Below are 16929 nucleotides of genomic sequence, written 5' to 3'. Positions count from 1 at the left end.
ACAGGCATAGATTCAGCTGGAGCGGGCGAAGGGAATCGAACCCTCGTATGCAGCTTGGGAAGCTGCCGTTCTACCATTGAACTACGCCCGCGCGGTTCCGACCTTAGCCACACCCTGCGCCGGGCCGCAAGATGGCTGTCATCGCAGGATTCGGGTGGCGAACGAGACGAAAGAGCGCAAGATTCTCCAAGTCGCGTGAATCGCGGTCATGACAGGCTGGAACGCAGAATGACGATGGGTTTTGCATTGTTCGACACGGCGATCGGACGCTGCGGCGTCGCCTGGGGCGAGCGCGGCCTTCTGGGCGTCCAACTGCCGGAAGCCGACGACGCGAGAACCCGTTCACGTCTCCTCCAGAAGGCCCCCGGCGCCCGCGAGATGACACCCCCGGCGGAGGTGCAGAAAGCCTGTGACGCCATGGCGGAACTGCTGGACGGCGAAGCACGCGACCTGTCGTTCATCGCGCTCGATACGGAACGGCTGCCTGCCTTCAACCGCAGCGTCTATGACATCGCCCGGACCATCGCCCCCGGGGAAACCCTGACCTATGGCGACATCGCCACCCGCCTCGGCGACAAGCTGCTGTCGCGCGCTGTCGGCAAAGCGCTGGGAGAAAACCCTCTCCCCATCGTCATCCCCTGTCACCGGGTGCTGGCGGCCAACGGCAAGACCGGCGGCTTTTCCGCCAATGGCGGCGTGACGACCAAGTTCCGCATGCTTGCCATCGAGCGCGCGCGGCTCGCTGGCGAGGCTTCCGCCGATCAGCCGATGCTGTTCGACCCTGGTCTGTCGATTGCCCCGCGACGGCGGCGGGGATAAAATCCCGACATGAAGACCGCCCTGTTTGAGACTGCGGCGCTGTCCGTGTTCGACTACCGGTGCACCATGGGACCGGGCGATACGCCATTCATCGAACAGCACACACGTCACTCGCTTTCCTATGTCCGCAGCGGCAGCTTCGGCTACAACACCCGCGGCCGCAGCCACGAACTGGTGGCCGGATCGGTGATGGTGGGCCATGCCGGCGACGAGTATTCGTGCTCGCACGATCATCATGTCTGCGGTGATGAATGCCTTTCATTTCAGCTCTCGCCTTCGCTCACGGACGACATGGGCCTTCGCAAGGACGCCTTGCTTATCGCTTGCGTGCCGCCGACGCCCGAACTCATGGTCTATGGCGAACTGGCGCAAGCAGCTGGGCGCGGCGACAGCGACATCGGGATCGACGAGGCCGCGATGCTGTTCGTGAACCGGTTCATCGAAGCAACATCGGGAAAAGCACAAAAGGCAACGCCCACGACGGCGCGCGATCGCCGCCGCGCCGTCGAAAGCGCATTATGGATCGACGCCCATGCCGACCGGTCTGTCGATCTGCAATCGACCGCCAAAGCGGCCGGCGTCAGCCCGTTCCATTTCCTGCGGCTGTTCTCGAACGTGCTTGGGGTGACGCCGCACCAGTATCTGGTCCGCGCGCGGCTGCGTCATGCCGCGAGGTTTCTCGCCGACGACGCACGGTCGATTACGTCGATCGCATTCGACGTGGGGTTCGGCGACCTGTCGAACTTCGTGCGAACCTTCCATCGGGCCGCCGGCGTCTCACCCAGGCGGTTCCGCGATGCAGCGCGTGGCGACCGCAAGATTTTCCAAGATCGGCTCAAGACCGTCGCCGTAGGGTGATCTCCATCGCAAGGGAGATCATCATGTACGACCATATCGGACTGAAAGTCAGAAACCTCGACGCCAGCGTCAAATTCTATACAGCGGCACTCGCACCGCTCGGTCATGTGCTCTGTTCGCGCGACAACAGCGGCGCGGGATTTGGGCCGAAGAATGCACCCGCGCTGTGGCTACATTTGTCGAAGGAGTCTGAGGGACCAGGGGCGCATGTCGCTTTCCGCGCCGCTAACCACGACGCCATCAAGGCCTTTCACACCGCAGGGCTCAAGGCCGGCGGACGCGACAACGGCGGCGCAGGTCCGCGTGCGGATTACAGCCCGACATATTATGCGGCTTTCCTGATCGATCCGGACGGCAACAATGTCGAAGCCGTGTGCACGTAAGATCAAAGGAACCTCATTATGGCATCAATCCATAAGGAAGCTCTGCTCGATGCACAGCCGGATAGCGTATGGGACGCCGTTCGCGATTTCGGAGCGGTTCATACGCGTCTCGCGCGCGGTTTCGTGACCAATTGCACGATAGATGACGACGCACGGATCGTGACGTTTGCAAACGGCACGACCGCGCGGGAATTGCTTGTCGATTGTGACGATGCAAGACGCCGCCTCGTCTATGCCATCGTCGGCGAACGCATCAAACAGCACAGTGCATCCTTCCAGATCATCGATGAAGGCGCGGGACGCAGCCGATTCATATGGACTGTCGATGTGCTGCCGAACGAAATCGCGCCTTATATCAGCGCTCAGATGGACATCGGCATGCTCGCGATGAAGGCAACCCTCGAACACTGACCGTCTTCGTCACGCGGGCGGCAATCAAACCCTGTTGCAAACAAAACACCGGAAAATACCGCGCAAATTTGAATCACTCTCTTCCCTTTAACCTTACCCAAAACCTCAAGGGGATGATTCAATAATTCCACATTTGTGACCGCTCCGTAACGCTATCACTTCCGCGTCTGGGGACAGCGGAGGTGATTCTTATGAGGGTTTTCAAGCCTGCAGAAATAGAGGCCGTTGCGACGTTCGGGCAACGCAAGATGGCACCTCGCGTGTGCATCATCGACCCAAAACGGCACATCCGCACGTTTCTGGCAGAAGCCCTCGACGAACTCGGATTCATCGCCAGTGAATGCGCCGCAGCCAGCGAACTTCCGGCATTGCTGGAGCGGCAATTGCCCGATCTTATCGTTCTCGGCATGCCGAACGATGGCGTCGAGGCGGGAAACATCCTGAAAATTCTCGTTACGAAAATGTTCGACGGCCAGGTGTTGCTGATCGGCCCGCGAGATTCCATCATTGTAAATGCGCTTCGCCAGCTCGGAGAAGAAACGGGCATCGCCATGCTGCCTCCGCTCACCACGCCGTTCAGCGCGGATGGCCTGCGGGCAAGCGTCGCCACTCTGCTTCCGCAGAAAGCGCCTCCAAGCCCGCCTGTCGATGTCGCAGAGGCGCTCAAGGCCGGCTGGCTGGAACTGTGGTATCAGCAGAAAATCGACGTCCACACGCTAGCGCCACGCGGCGCCGAGGCCCTGATCCGGATGCGCCATCCGGCGTGGGGTGTCGTGCCTCCTGCGTCCTTTGTTCCCGACTCGAAGGATCCGCAGTTCAAGAGGCTTTCGGACTTCGTCGTGAGCCGCGCACTCGAGGACTGGCATTACTTTGTCGGCCAGCACGGTCCGGTCGACATTTCGATCAATCTGCCGATCGGCTTTCTCGAGGATCCCGCATCGGTCAGCCGGCTATGCCGCCAGATTCCCGATCATCCGGCATTCGGCGGATTGATCGTCGAAATCAAGGGCGCCGAGATCATCCGGAATCTCGATCTCGCGATTGATGCAGCCAAGCGCATGCGATTTCACAACATCGCCATCTCGATCGATGATCTCGGTGTCGACTGGCCATCTCTCTCGGAGTTGAAGAGTTTCCCGTTCGTCGAGATCAAGGTCGATCGGGAGTATGTTACCGACTGTGCCGACAATCGCCTGAAGCAGACCGTGTGCCGCAGCATCCTCGAACTAGCGGACAAGGTCGGTGCACGCACCGTCGCCAAGGGCGTTGAAACCAGATCCGATCTGGTCGCCGCCCATGAGATGGGATTCGATCAGGCGCAGGGCTATCTGTTCGGAAAACCCGCGAATGCCAAGAAGTTCGCGCGCTCCGCATTGTCGCGCCCGGTCACCGTTCTCGAATGAGGATGTTCATTCGGCGTCAGCGACGCCGCGCGGCCCCCAGTTGGTCAACCTTACGGCGGCAGCGGCAAGAACACCGAGCAGAATCATGGACACCGCCGCCAGCCAGAAGAACTGCGTGCTGGTCGCGCCCTGCGACATCAACCACCAGCCGCCGGCCATGACGAAGGCCAGCCGCGCCGTTTGCGCCAGCACCGGCCCAAGGACGCGCGCCGCGCCCTGTGACGAGAAATAAAGCGCGATCGCCAGGCCGACGAACGAGAGGAACGGCGCGACGATCGAAAGATACTGTCGGCTTGCGGCGCGCACGGCGGCATTATCCGTGAAGATATTCACCCACACGTCAGGAAAAACAGCGAAGAAGCCGCCGACGAAACCGACAGCCGCGAACGACACGGCGCCTGCGGTCCATGCGATCCGCCGGGCCCGCGCGATGCGGCCCGCCCCGATCGCCATGCCAACCATCGGCACCGACGCGATGCCCACAGCAAACGCCAGCGACGTCAGCATGAATTCCAGACGCGCGCCGATGCCGTAACCTGCCAGCACCTCGGTGCCGAAATTCGCCAGCAGATGTGTGAAGATCGTCACCGTCAGCACAATCTGCAGCGGCGAGAAACAGGCGATCGCGCCTACCTGCAGGATATCGTAGAACATGGCACGCTGAAAACGAAAGCCCTTGAAGGACAGCTTCACGCGGCTACGCCCCGACAGCAGATACCATGCCATGATGGCTGCGCCGATCGAGAACGCCACCAGCGTGCCGGCCGCAACACCGCGCATCCCGAATTGCGGCACTGGCCCGAGACCAAGACCCAGCACACCGCCGAACAGAATCTGAAAGAATGCTGAGTTGAGAATGATCGCCGAGGGCAGCTTCATGTTGCCCGTCCCGCGCAGCAGCGCCGCCAGCGTGTTCATGATCCACGGCAGCACTGCGCCGCCAAAGAAGATCTGCGAGTAGCCGATGGCCTCGCTCAGAACACGTCCGCTGCCGCCGAGCGCAGCAAACAGATACGGCCCGAAGATCAGCATGCCGATCATGAAGGTCAGGCCGAAACAGACGCCGATCATCAGCGCATGCACCGCAAGCGCCGATGCGCGCTCGGCATCGTCGGCGCCCAGCGCACGGGCGATCGCGGACGCGACGCCACCGCCCATTGCGCCGCCGGACATGGTCATCATCAGAATGACGAACGGAAACACCAGCGCCATCGCCGCCAGCGGTTCGACACCGAGACGGCCGATATACGATGTCTCCGCGATGGCCACGCACGTACCCGCCGTGAGGGCGACGACATTGGGAGCCGCCAGCTTCAATAACGTCGGCAGGATCGGGCCGTCGAGCAGCGGATTCTTTCGCGGACCTCGGACAGGCGGCAGCGGCGGCTTCTCTCCCGCCTGCACCACAGGAATTTCGGCGGCTCCAAGTTCGGACATGCACTCCCCGGTGCGACGGTCCTTTAAAATCTCAGCAGCCGTCTTGCCGCTCACAAAATCAAAATTGCATACCACAGCTTGCGGGCGCAGCGATTATGCTCTCAACAGAGGGGCGGCATCAGCCATCGCCAGCGGCCGGTCACCAAGCAGCCGGTCGGCGACCACGCCATCACCTCCGCCCGGAAGGACCGTGAACGGGTCCTGCGCGCTCAGCCGGTGATCGACGACAAGCTTCGAGAGCAGCAGCCGGCGCGCATCACCGCGCATCGCGTGAATCCGGCTACCTTCCCAGGCAAACGTCACCGCGCTGGCGACGTGATAGAGCGTGCTGGTGGCGCGTCGCGCTTCGGCCTCGTTCTCCGATCGGCCGGCCACATCGCGCGCAAAGCCAATGGCCCTGTCCGTCAGGTTGCGGAGACGGTCACGCCAGCCCTGCGGAATGCTCGCGGCATCGTCGATCCGCGCGTGCAGATCGGCTCCGAGCGCGGCCTCAGCGCCATGGCGGCCGACAGCCCGCTTGAGCGTATCGAGGGCCACGATATTGCCGGTGCCCTCCCAGATCGAACCAAGATGCGCATCGCGCAGCAACCGCGGCGTCGCGAACTCTTCGATGTAACCGATGCCGCCGCGCATCTCGAGCGCTTCACCGCACACCTTGCGGGCATCGCGCGTCGCGCGATACTTCAACGTCGGCGTCAACACGCGCAGCAATGCCGCGGCATCCTGGCTACCCGCTTCGGCCCGGTCCAGCGCATCTGCGGTGACGAAACTCATCGACACGGCCTGCTCGGTCGCGAGCATGATTTTCATCAACTGCCGCCGCGCCAGCGGCATATCGACAATGCGCCGGCCGAACACCACGCGGTTGTTCGCGACGGTGTTCGCGTCGTGGTGCGCCCGGCGCATCAGCGCCGCAGACTTCACGCCGTTGGACAGCCGCGACCAATTGACCATCTCGGCCATTTGCACGAAGCCGCGATCGAGCCGCCCGACCGCATAGGCGATTGCGCCCTCAAGCTTGATCTCGCCCGACGCCATCGAGCGGGTGCCGAGTTTGTCCTTGAGGCGCACGATGCGGTAGTGGTTCGGCGATCCGTCGTCGAGCCGCCGCGGCATCAGAAAAAGCCCAACGCCCTGCGTGCCGCCAACCGCGCCTTCCGGCCGCGCCAGCAGCATCACCACTTCGGCGTCGGCGTTCGAACAGAACCATTTCTCGCCATGCAATCGCCAGTGATCGCCTTCCTGTACCGCTCTGGTGGCCAGCTTGCCGACATCGGAGCCGCCTTCCTTTTCCGTCATGAACTGACCGCCCTGCGTCAGCTTCGCCATGTCGGTCTGGGTGAGGCCGTCGAGATATTTTGCCTTGAGTGCATCGTCGCCAAACCGCGACAGCAGACGCGCCGCGCCGTCGGTGACGTTGATCGGGCAGCCGAGCCCGAACTCGGCCTGATTGAACAGGAACGTGAAGGCATGCTTGGCCACGGCAGGATAAGTGTCGGACCAGCCGAGAATGCCTTTGCGATGCGACATCGCGTGGATGCCGAATTCGCCATAGGCCGCGCGTTCAAGCTCGCGATAGGCCGGATGATATTCAATCCATTGCCGGTCATTGCCGAAACGATCACGCTGATGCAGCACCGGTCCATGCTTGTCGGCGAGACGCGCGCACTCGTCGAGATGGCCGCCCGCAAGTGCGCCAAGGCGATCGAGGTGCGGTTCGATATGCTGAAACAGCGCCGCAGGAAGATGGATACGCAACAAATCCGCGAGGATCGGATCGGCGCGATAAAAATTCATGCCTGTTGTGTCAGGCGCGATCAAACCGACTGTAGGTTTCGATCCGGCCGTCGAAACCGCCGTCTCTACAGGCGGCGTTTTTATAGTGGCAACCATGGCGTCTCATCCCTGCCGGGATCACTCCCGTTGTTTCAGGAATGATCCGGTATTTGGATGCTAACGGCAAGCAGGCCCGAGAGCCGCTGACGACATGGGAGAAATGTGCGGCGAGAGGACTGAATTCGCAGAGCGGAACTTACGTCCGGAAATGCTTCGAGAGCTTCAGTCCCTGCCCCTGATAGTTGGACGCGATGCGCTGGCCATAGAGCGCGTCGGGACGCGACAGCATCTTCTCATAAACCAGCCGTCCGACGATCTGGCCGTGCTCGAGAATGAACGGCACTTCGCGCGAACGCACTTCCAGCACCGCGCGAGAGCCCTGCCCGCCCGCCCCGGCATAGCCGAAGCCGGGATCGAAGAAGCCGGCATAATGCACGCGGAATTCACCGACCAATGGATCGAACGGCACCATCTCCGCTGCGAAATCCGGCGGCACTTGCACCGCTTCCTTCGAGGCCAGAATATAGAACTCGCCGGGATCGAGGATCAGGCTGCGATCCGGCCGCGCGCGGATCGGCTCCCAGAATTCACCAACCGTGTATCCGGCGCGCCGATCGACGTCGACAACACCCGTGTGGCGCTTCGCGCGATAACCCACAAAGCCATCGGAGCCTTCGCCGGAGAGATCAACGCTCAGCGCCACGCCGCCAGCAAGATCTGCCTCGTCGCTGTCGACCAGCCGCTCGGCTGCATGCAGCGCGTGCAACTCATCGGCATCGAGCAGCGGATGACCGGTGCGGAAACGGATCTGCGACAGCCGTGATCCTTCACGCAGCAAGACCGGAAATGTCTTGGGGCTGATCTCCGCATAGAGCGGTCCGTGATAGCCCGGCGCGATCATGTCGAAGCGGCGGGTGCCGTCGGCGATCACGCGGGTGAAAACGTCGAGCCGGCCAGTGGAGCTTTTCGGATTCGCAGCGGCTTGAATGGTCGGCGGCAACGCGAGGCTTTCCAGCAGCGGCACAATATAGACGCAGTTGGTTTCGAGCACCGCTCCATCCGACAGATCGATCTCATGCAGTTTGAGTTCATCGATGCGCTGCGCCACAGTCATGTCCGGCCCCGGCAGGAAGCTGGCGCGGACGCGATAGGCAATCGAACCGAGGCGCAGATCGAGACTGGCCGGTTGGATCTGGCTTTCAACGAAGGGATATTCGGGCAGGATCAGGCCGGCATCGGCCATCGCTGCAATCATGCGGTCGGGCAGAATTCCTGTTGCGTCGGGGGCAAGTGTGAAGGCCACGGGCTAGTCCTCGGCTGCCGGGTGATCCAGCAAAATAAGCATTTTATCGGTTATCCGATGGGGTGCTTGACGGAAAGACCATGCGGGATTAAGCCTAGGACTTATCCCGTGGTCATTTGAGCCGGCCGGCTTGCAGCCACGTTAAATAACTCGCTAAACAGGCCGGGGACAGTGTGATCCCGGCTTGTGGAAAGATTTTCCAGGCCGGTTTTTTTGTGCCCATCGCGAGATGGTCACGATGGAGTGCACATGTCCGAGACCAAAACACCCGCGGCCAAGCCGCAATCCTCGACCCGCAACTATCGTCCCGAAACCCGCCTCGTGCATTCCGGCACGCTGCGCTCGCAGTATGGCGAAACCTCCGAAGCGTTGTTCCTGACGCAGGGCTTTGTCTACGATACCGCAGAGCAGTGCGAAGCGCGGTTCACCGGCGCAGATCCCGGTTTCCTGTATTCGCGGTTCTCGAATCCGACGGTGTCGATGTTTGAGCAGCGCATGGTCGAACTCGAAGGCGCCGAAGCCGCGCGCGCCACTGCGACCGGCATGGCTGCGGTCACCACCGCGATCCTCGCCCCACTGAAATCCGGCGATCACGTTGTCGCAGCGAAGGCACTGTTCGGCTCGTGCCGCTACGTCGTGGAAGACCTGCTGCCGCGCTACGGTATCGAATCTACGCTGGTGGATGGACACGATCTTGACCAGTGGCACAAGGCGATGCGGCCAAACACAAAATCGTGCTTTCTGGAAAGCCCGACCAACCCCACCCTAGATGTCGTCGACATCGGCGCTGTCGCGGAGATCGCGCATCGCGGCGGCGCGCGGCTGATCGTGGACAACGTGTTCGCGACACCGATCTGGCAGAGCCCGCTCGCACTCGGCGCCGATGTCGTGGTATATTCGGCGACCAAGCACATCGACGGTCAGGGCCGCTGCCTCGGCGGAGTCATCCTGTCTTCGGACGCTTTCATTCAGGAGCACATCCATACGTTCCTGCGCCAGACGGGACCCGCGATGTCACCGTTCAACGCGTGGGTGCTGCTGAAGGGTCTCGAGACACTGAGCATTCGCGTCAAGGCACAGACCGAGACGGCAGGCGCGATCGCCGATGCGCTGGCAAAACATCCCAAGGTTTCGCGCCTGATCTATCCGGGCCGCGCCGATCATCCGCAGGCAGCCGTCGTCAAGAAGCAGATGCGCGCGGGCTCGACGCTGATCGGTTTCGAGGTCACGGGCGGCAAGGCGGCAGCGTTCCGCACGCTGAACGCACTGAAGCTGGCGCGGATTTCCAACAATCTCGGCGACTCGAAAAGCATCGTGACCCATCCGGCGACCACGACGCACCAGCGTTTGACACCGGAAGCACGCGCCGAACTCGGCATCAGCGAAGGCTTCATCCGCTTCTCGGCGGGGCTGGAGCATCAGGACGACCTGATCGAGGATCTGACGGCCGCGCTGGAGAAAGCGTGACACGCGCTTCATCTCATGCGTGGATATAAGTCCACGCATGAGAGCCAGTTGAACGTCTACATCGGCCGGTACGTCATGACATTGCCTGGAATGTTGACACCGGCCTTTACCTGCCCGACCGACTTGATGATGGTGTCGCCGAGCAATTGGGCGAAGCAGGCGTAACCCCAATCGTTCATGTGCAGACCGTCGCCAATCACGAACTTGTCGAACGGCATTTTCTCGTCCTCGTGCCACTGCCGCATGACTTCGAAACGCGGAAACACGGATACGTTCTTGAGCCTCGCGACGTCGCCGATCAACTTCACCATCCGGCCGGCGTTCTCGGTTCTTGCGGCAACCGCCGGCACGTATTGCGGATCGATCAGCACGACATCGATGCCGCGCGCCTGAAGACGGGCGATGCCGTCTTCCACCAGCGCTGCGGTGGCGGCAATGTCGCTGGCGCTGCCCTTGACGACGGTGTTGGTGCCGAATTGCCAGATCACGAGATCGGGGTCCGTGTCGAGAACGGCAGCATCGAACCGCTTCATCATTTCGGGCGCATCCTGTCCGCCCATACCGCGATTAATAATCGTGATGTCGGACGTCGGAAACTTCCGGCGTAACTGATCGGCAAGCCGGTTCGGGTATGTGTAAGCCGGCGATGACGTGCCAAACCCAACGGTGGTCGAGGAACCGAACGCGACGATGGTGACCGGCTCGTCCGCAGCGATCCGCCGGGCGACGCGGGGCAGAGACCCCGGAATTTCCTTCAATCCCTTGGCAGGCAGGCACGGCACACGGGTGAGAATATCTCCTGCAGCACTGGCCGCGCTCTTTGCCGCTTCGATGGCCTTGGTGGCAAGACCCTTCTTCTGCGCGGGCGCATCCGGCGGCCTAGTCTGCGCCAAAGCGGGGTATGCTGCAAGCGAGCCAAACAGCATTGCCGCCACGCCCGCAGAACGCATACTAAAATGCATCAACGTTGAATCCTGAGCTCCGCCGGATTGATGCGCGACGCTTCCACGACCATTGCCGACAACGCACGGCCAATACAATCGTGTACACGTTTCGCCATTCCGTATCCGTGAACCGAACCGAACAAGTCGAAATCACCGGCATCACTCCAGTGCCGCATAATCGAAAACCGGTCGAACATCGGCACTTCGTGCTGCTGCGCGACGACCCGTATCGTATCGTTATACGGCCCAACCGAGAGCATCGTTTCCATACGTGGGTTATATTGGAGATTGATCAAGAGGACTTCGGAGCCGGCTTTCTGCAATGCCTCAACCCCCGTGTCGAGCGCGGCGCGGAAGTCGTCGGGATCAACCGAGCGTATGGCATCGACGGTGCCGGTCTGCCAGATCACCAGATCCGGCTTCTGATCCGGCGGCAGCTTATCCATCATCTGGCCGAAACCCTCCGCAGCTTCCGCAGCGGTCTTCTTGGGCCGCAACTCGGTCCTGACATTGACAGTCACGCCCGCAAGAGCCTCGCGCAGCGCCGCCTCCAGACGGGAGGGATACGACATGCTCGCGCCGTCAGACCCAGGCAATGCCGAGGAGCCGCTGCCGGCGACAAGGATGTCCAACCGCTTCCTTGTCTTGATCGCGTCGGCGACTTTCGGAAGCGTGCTCTCGGTTGCCAGAAGATAGGCGGGCACCGCGCAGCCGTGGGCATCCTCGGCACGCGACGGAGCCGCCACCAGGAGAACCGCAAACAGACCTGCAATCCGTAGCACTTTCATGACCCGCCTCCGGCAAGGTCGGCATCGCTTTCCGCGGCTTTCGCACGCTTGTCGTTTTTGCTCGTCTCGCTCTTGTACCACGAAAACAACGATGCCGCGGCAGACATGATCACAATCCCTGCGACACTGACAAGGAAATGCATCCATGCTCCGCCGGAGACTTCGGCGAGAACAAAATGTCCCGCAAATGCGAGAAAGACGCCGAGGCAGAATATTTCCAGTGAATGCTGGCCACACCGGATCACCGGCCGGAGCCATAGCGAATTGAGGCCCGGCCAGTTCGCGGGAATGAAACGGACAGTAATCGCCGCCAATGCCAGAAAATGGACGAAGCGCAGCACGTCGAGGTCGGTCTTGTTGATCGGATACATCCAGCTTTCCAGCCAGCGCGGCATGAAGATGTTCAACCGCGGCACATGCCAGGTCAACGTCACACAGAATGCGAACACGAGATAGGCGATGCAGAGCCAAAGCGTGATGTCAGAGGACAGGATGCGGTCCATCCGCTTTGCACCGCCGAGCGCACACCACGCGCCGAACACAAACAGCAACTGCCAGGCGAACGGATTGAAGAACCATGTCCCGTTCGGATAGGCCGGAAGCGCAAGATCGAATTCCCATGTGATTGCGTAAAGCAATACCGACAGCGCCAGCGCCAGATCAGCCTTTCGCTGCATCAGCCAGATGATCAGCGGTAGGAATATCATGAGCACGATGTAGAGCGGCAGCACGTCCATGTTGACGGGCCGGAATTTCAACAGCAGCGCCTGAACGATCGTCACATCGGGCTGCTTGAGAAAATCCAGAATTCCCATTTCCTCCGCATAGAGGGGGTTATCGAATTTTGTCGCGATATATGAAATTTCGGCAAGATAGATGGTGAAGAGAAAAACGTGCGCCACATAGATCTGCCACACGCGCTTGAAAATGCGCGCGCTCGCGACCACAAAACCGCGATCGAGCATTGCCCGGCTGTATACGAATGCCGCTGTGTAGCCCGAGATGAAAATGAAAATCTCGGTGGCATCACTGAAGCCGTAGTTGCGGATCGTGAACCAGGTCAGGATATTCGGCGGAAGATGATCGATAAAGATCAGCCACAGCGCCATGCCGCGAAACAAATCGAGACGCAATTCGCGTTCACCCGCTGCAACCGGAAGCGCTGCGGCCTTTGTGGCCGGTGCTGTCACGACAGCCTGATCGGTCGTCACGAATGTCATTCCAGTACAGTCCGTTCAGTCGGGTTCCGTCGCGTAGCAGACGCGCGTCACAATCCTATGGAAGATCGAGGCGGCCCGCAAATTGCTGAGATTCCATTGGACAGTGCGCTCCGGGAATGCTGGATGACAACGATGTTGAAACAATGATCGGGCCCGCTTCGTATCCTCTGGTGAGGCTGCCGCAGAATGCGATGATCGGTCCCTACGCAAGGATCGCGAGGTCTGTTATCGTATGCCCCGAACAGGGACGGATCCCATGTACCGTGCCGTGACTCGCCAGATTGAAGTCATCGTCGAACCGAACTTCCTCCCCGAGCGCTCGTCAGCGGAGGATAGCCGGTTCTTTTGGGCCTACACGATTGCCATCGTCAATTCCGGGACCGAAACCGTCCAGCTCAAGACGCGGCACTGGATCATCACCGATGGCGCTGGCCGCAGTCAGGAAGTTCGCGGCGAGGGCGTGGTCGGGGAGCAGCCGGTACTCGAACCAGGTGAGCGGTTCGAATACACCAGTGGGGTGCCGCTTCAGACGCCGTCCGGCTTCATGACCGGCAGCTATCAGATGGTGACGGAAGACGGCGAGCCGTTCGAAATCGACATCCCCGCGTTCTCGCTCGACAGTCCCAACGCCAAGCGGACGCTGAACTAAGATTCCGCGGGGTCAGTCTTCAGCTTTCAGCCGCCCGTTGTTCAGTCACCGGAACGACCCCCGCCTCGTCCGGCGTGAACTCGTAAACCGAACTGCAGAACTCACAGGTCACAACCACCTTGCCGTTCTCGACCATGTCGGCGCGGTCCTGCGGCGTGAAGCTGCCCAGCATTCCGGCCACCGCCTCACGCGAGCAGGAACACTGCGCGTGGATCGCCTGTACCGGAAACACCCGCACCCCGCGCTCGTGAAACAGCCGGAACAACAGCCGCTCTCCCGACAGGTCGGGATCGATCAGTTCGACGTCCTCAATGGTGCCGAACAGCGCGCGGCTTTCGGCCCAGGCGTCATCCTCCGGCACAGCATGAGTGACCGCGCCTTCCGGAGCGTCGCCGGGATGCAGATCTGCTTGCCGCGCACGTTCGGGCGCCTTCGGTAAAAACTGCATCAGCATGCCGCCGCCGCGCCAGCGATGTTTCGGCCCATCGCCGCCACGAAACTCCTCGCCGACCGCCAGCCGCACCCGTGTCGGGATCTGCTCCGAGCGCAGGAAATATTCATGCGCGGCGTCTTCCAGATTGCCGCCCTCCAGCGCCACGAGACCCTGATAGCGGCTCATGTCAGCACCCTGATCAATGGTCATCGCAAGGTGGCCGTGGCCGAGCAGCGCCGCGGAGTCCTGACCCGCCTCGAGTCTGCTGGCATCGAACCGCGCATAGGCACGCAGGCGGTCAGGCGCCTGAAAATCGACAACGATCAGCGACACCGGACCGTCGGTCTGGGTTTGCAAGATAAAGCGCCCCTCGAACTTGAGCGTCGAGCCGAGAAGTGTCGTCAGCACGATGGCTTCGCCGAGCAGCTTGCCAACGGGCGCGGGATAATCGTGTTTGGTGAGAATGTCGTCGAGCGCCGGTCCCATCTTCGTAAGCCGGCCGCGCACATCAAGTGCACTCACATCGAAGGGCAGCACCGCATCGTCCACCGGCGTTGCGGAGGGGGCACGAATTTGGCTTTCGAGAGTCATGTCATGCGCATTCTGGTCAGGAGGAAACGAATTGCCGCTGTGGAACGCTCAAACCATGTCCGGTCTGATTTTCGGCTCCAGGGCAATGGTGGGTCAAGCAGGGTGCCCGCACAATATAGGACGCCTCGATCCGCAAAAAAGGGAGCGGATCGGGAACAAAGGCCATCCGAAAATGCGCGAGCCGGGATGTGATCAGCTCACGGGCTCCGGAAACACCTAGCCAATCGCGTGCAGGCACCAGGCCAGAATGCCCTTTTGCGCGTGCAGGCGATTTTCCGCCTCGTCGAACACCACCGACTGCGGACCGTCGATCACCTCGTCGGTGACTTCGTCACCACGATGCGCCGGCAGACAGTGCATGAAGATAGCGCCGGGATTGGCCAGCGACATCAGCTTGGCGTTGACCTGATAGGGCTTCAGCAGATTGTGCCGATGTTCGCCGTCCTTGTCGCCCATCGATACCCAGGTGTCGGTGACAATGCAGTCGGCGCCGCGCACCATTTCTTCGGCCTTGGTGCCGAGCACGATCGGCGCGCCCGTGGTCTTGATCCAGTCTTTCAGCAGCTTGTTCGGCGCCAGTTCCGGCGGCGTCGCAACGCGCAGATTGAAGCCGAACCGCTCCGCGGCATGCGCCCACGACGCCAACACGTTGTTGTCGTCCCCGGTCCACGCCACGGTGCGACCCTTGATCGGGCCGAGATGTTCTTCGAACGTCATGACGTCCGCCATCACCTGGCAGGGGTGCGAGCGGCGGGTCAGTCCGTTGATCACAGGCACGGTCGCATGAGCCGCAAGCTCGGTCAGCGCCTCGTGGTTGAGAATCCGGATCATGATGGCATCGACGAAACGCGATAGCACCCGGGCAGTATCGGCGATGGTCTCGCCGCGCCCGAGTTGCATTTCAGCACCGGTCAGCATGATGGCTTCGCCTCCGAGCTGGCGCATGCCAACGTCGAACGAGACGCGGGTTCGCGTCGACGGCTTGTCGAAGATCATGGCCAGCGTCTTGCCATCGAGCGGCTTGCTGGATGTATCACCGGCCTTACGCTTGTTCTTCATCGCCACGCTGGCGTCGAGGATCGCACGCAACTCCCTGGTGGGCACGTCAAACAGATCGAGGAAATGTCGCGGAGACTTACTCATTATACCGCCTCACGCCGCGCCGACGTCCGCGTGAACTTCGCGCAGACGCGCTCGATACGCGACACCGCGTCGTCGATTTCCGTTTCAGTGACGATCAGCGGCGGCAGTAGCCGCACCACGTTTTCACCGGCGCCAACAGTGAGCAGCTTCTCATCGCGCAACGCGCCGACGAGATCGCCCGCCGGGGTCACAGCCTTGAGGCCGATCAGCAGGCCATCGCCACGGACTTCATCGATCACATCGGGATAGCGATCGACGATCGACGCCAGCTTCTGTTTCAGCACCAGAGACGAGCGCTGAACGCTCTCAAAGAATTTCGGCGCCAGCATCACATCGAGCACGGCGTTACCTGCTGCTACAGCAAGCAGATTGCCGCCGAAGGTCGAGCCATGCGTACCCGGCGTCATGCCGGCTGCTGCAGCGGCCGTGGCAAGGCACGCGCCCATCGGAAACCCGCCGCCGAGCGCCTTCGCCAGCGCCATGATGTCCGGCTCGACGCCGGTCTTCTCATAGGCGAACAGTGTCCCGGTACGGCCCATGCCGGTCTGCACTTCGTCAAACACCAGAACAAGCTTGTTATCGTCGCAGAGCTGCCGCAACGCGCGGAAGAACGCAGGATCAGCCGCGCGCACACCGCCTTCGCCCTGCCAAGGCTCGATCAGGATGCCGGCGGTGTGCGGACCGATCGCCTTCTTGGTCGCTTCAAGATCGCCGAGCGGAACCTGATCAAAACCCTCGACCCGTGGCCCGAAGCCTTCGAGATACTTCTGCTGGCCGCCGGCGGCGAGCGTGGCGAGCGTGCGCCCGTGGAATGCACCCTCAAACGTAATGAGCCGGTAGCGTTCCGGCCTGCCGTTCACCGCCTGAAACTTGCGCGCCATCTTGATGCACGCCTCCATCGCTTCCGCGCCGGAGTTGCAGAAGAAAGCCACGTCCGCGAAGCTTGCATCACACAGCCGTGTCGCCAGCCGCTCACCTTCCGGAATCGTGAACAGGTTCGAAACATGCCACAGCTTCGCGGCCTGTTCCTGTACGGCAGCGACCAGATGCGGATGGGCATGGCCAAGCGCATTCACCGCCACGCCGCTGGTGAAATCGAGATAGCGGTCACCATTGGTCGCGATCAGCCACGGACCCTCGCCGCGCTCGAAAGCGACATCGGCGCGGGCAAAAACCGGCAACATGTGAGAGTCGAGATGCGGTTTGGCAGTGTGGCTCATGGTGACCTGATCGATGGTATGGGA

At 61.5% G+C, this 16929-nt stretch carries 16 protein-coding genes, 1 tRNA gene and 1 riboswitch; of the genes, 7 read left to right on the top strand and 10 right to left on the bottom strand.

Annotated elements, in window-relative coordinates; genetic code table 11:
- Window positions 1-17: 17 nt before the first annotated feature.
- Window positions 18-91 (bottom strand) — tRNA-Gly (locus tag BN32_RS18470).
- Window positions 92-228: 137 nt separating this feature from the next.
- Here BN32_RS18470 and BN32_RS18465 point away from each other — a divergent pair.
- From BN32_RS18465 to BN32_RS18445, 5 genes are all read left to right on the top strand, one after another.
- Entirely contained in the window at window positions 229-819 is a 591-nt protein-coding gene (locus BN32_RS18465) for a methylated-DNA--[protein]-cysteine S-methyltransferase (RefSeq protein ID WP_040426958.1), read from the top strand.
- 9 nt (window positions 820-828) lie between these two features.
- On the top strand, window positions 829-1677 hold the full coding sequence (locus BN32_RS18460; RefSeq protein WP_019198848.1) for a helix-turn-helix transcriptional regulator: 849 nt from the start codon (window positions 829-831) through the stop codon (window positions 1675-1677).
- Between the two features lie 23 nt (window positions 1678-1700).
- On the top strand, window positions 1701-2060 hold the full coding sequence (locus tag BN32_RS18455) for a VOC family protein (protein ID WP_040426956.1): 360 nt from the start codon (window positions 1701-1703) through the stop codon (window positions 2058-2060).
- Window positions 2061-2078: 18 nt separating this feature from the next.
- A complete protein-coding gene (locus tag BN32_RS18450) occupies window positions 2079-2471 on the top strand; it encodes an SRPBCC family protein (RefSeq protein ID WP_019198850.1) in 393 nt (130 codons plus the stop codon).
- A gap of 191 nt (window positions 2472-2662) precedes the next feature.
- Window positions 2663-3874 carry an EAL domain-containing response regulator gene (locus tag BN32_RS18445; protein ID WP_019198851.1) on the top strand — a complete coding sequence of 404 codons (1212 nt, stop codon included), beginning with the start codon at window positions 2663-2665 and terminating at the stop codon, window positions 3872-3874.
- Window positions 3875-3880: 6 nt separating this feature from the next.
- Here the strand turns inward: BN32_RS18445 and BN32_RS18440 are convergent, their stop codons facing one another.
- The 3 genes from BN32_RS18440 to BN32_RS18430 all read right to left on the bottom strand — a co-directional run bounded on the left by BN32_RS18440 (window position 3881) and on the right by BN32_RS18430 (window position 8450).
- Window positions 3881-5311, bottom strand: coding sequence for an MATE family efflux transporter (locus BN32_RS18440; RefSeq protein WP_019198852.1), 1431 nt, complete (start codon window positions 5309-5311; stop codon window positions 3881-3883).
- Between the two features lie 93 nt (window positions 5312-5404).
- Window positions 5405-7108, bottom strand: coding sequence for an acyl-CoA dehydrogenase family protein (locus BN32_RS18435; protein ID WP_244438194.1), 1704 nt, complete (start codon window positions 7106-7108; stop codon window positions 5405-5407).
- A 235-nt stretch (window positions 7109-7343) separates the two neighbouring features.
- Complete coding sequence (locus BN32_RS18430; RefSeq protein ID WP_040426669.1) at window positions 7344-8450, bottom strand: 2'-deoxycytidine 5'-triphosphate deaminase; 1107 nt, start codon at window positions 8448-8450, stop codon at window positions 7344-7346.
- Between the two features lie 98 nt (window positions 8451-8548).
- A riboswitch (SAM riboswitch) is annotated at window positions 8549-8628 on the top strand.
- Between the two features lie 71 nt (window positions 8629-8699).
- On the opposite strand from BN32_RS18430, the gene BN32_RS18425 reads away from it, so the two are divergent.
- The gene (locus tag BN32_RS18425) at window positions 8700-9917 is read left to right on the top strand and encodes an O-succinylhomoserine sulfhydrylase (protein ID WP_019198855.1); all 1218 of its coding nucleotides are present in this window, start codon (window positions 8700-8702) and stop codon (window positions 9915-9917) included.
- Window positions 9918-9973: 56 nt separating this feature from the next.
- Here BN32_RS18425 and BN32_RS18420 read toward each other — a convergent pair whose 3' ends face one another.
- From BN32_RS18420 to BN32_RS18410, 3 genes are read right to left on the bottom strand one after another with little or no spacing between them, the layout of a single operon-like run.
- Window positions 9974-10879: an SGNH/GDSL hydrolase family protein gene (locus tag BN32_RS18420; RefSeq protein WP_040426667.1), complete on the bottom strand. Its 906-nt coding sequence runs from the start codon at window positions 10877-10879 to the stop codon at window positions 9974-9976.
- The gene (locus BN32_RS18415; protein ID WP_019198857.1) at window positions 10879-11649 is read right to left on the bottom strand and encodes an SGNH/GDSL hydrolase family protein; all 771 of its coding nucleotides are present in this window, start codon (window positions 11647-11649) and stop codon (window positions 10879-10881) included. The genes BN32_RS18420 and BN32_RS18415 overlap by 1 nt, the downstream gene beginning before the upstream one ends.
- Window positions 11646-12869: an OpgC domain-containing protein gene (locus BN32_RS18410; protein ID WP_019198858.1), complete on the bottom strand. Its 1224-nt coding sequence runs from the start codon at window positions 12867-12869 to the stop codon at window positions 11646-11648. Before BN32_RS18410 ends, BN32_RS18415 begins: the two co-directional genes overlap by 4 nt.
- Window positions 12870-13125: 256 nt before the next feature.
- Between BN32_RS18410 and apaG the strand changes: the two genes are divergently transcribed.
- On the top strand, window positions 13126-13518 hold the full coding sequence (gene apaG, locus BN32_RS18405; RefSeq protein WP_019198859.1) for a Co2+/Mg2+ efflux protein ApaG: 393 nt from the start codon (window positions 13126-13128) through the stop codon (window positions 13516-13518).
- A gap of 19 nt (window positions 13519-13537) precedes the next feature.
- Here apaG and BN32_RS18400 read toward each other — a convergent pair whose 3' ends face one another.
- The 3 genes from BN32_RS18400 to BN32_RS18390 form a co-directional block, all read right to left on the bottom strand.
- The gene (locus BN32_RS18400) at window positions 13538-14542 is read right to left on the bottom strand and encodes an Hsp33 family molecular chaperone (protein WP_019198860.1); all 1005 of its coding nucleotides are present in this window, start codon (window positions 14540-14542) and stop codon (window positions 13538-13540) included.
- 216 nt (window positions 14543-14758) lie between these two features.
- On the bottom strand, window positions 14759-15685 hold the full coding sequence (argF, locus tag BN32_RS18395) for an ornithine carbamoyltransferase (RefSeq protein ID WP_019198861.1): 927 nt from the start codon (window positions 15683-15685) through the stop codon (window positions 14759-14761).
- A complete protein-coding gene (locus BN32_RS18390; RefSeq protein WP_040426951.1) occupies window positions 15685-16905 on the bottom strand; it encodes an aspartate aminotransferase family protein in 1221 nt (406 codons plus the stop codon). The genes argF and BN32_RS18390 overlap by 1 nt, the downstream gene beginning before the upstream one ends.
- Window positions 16906-16929: the final 24 nt, after the last annotated feature.

The organism is Afipia birgiae 34632 (genome assembly GCF_000308295.2).
GTDB lineage: Bacteria > Pseudomonadota > Alphaproteobacteria > Rhizobiales > Xanthobacteraceae > Afipia > Afipia birgiae.
Note: the sequence above shows the minus strand (reverse complement) of the source record. Positions and strands in the feature narration are given on the sequence as shown.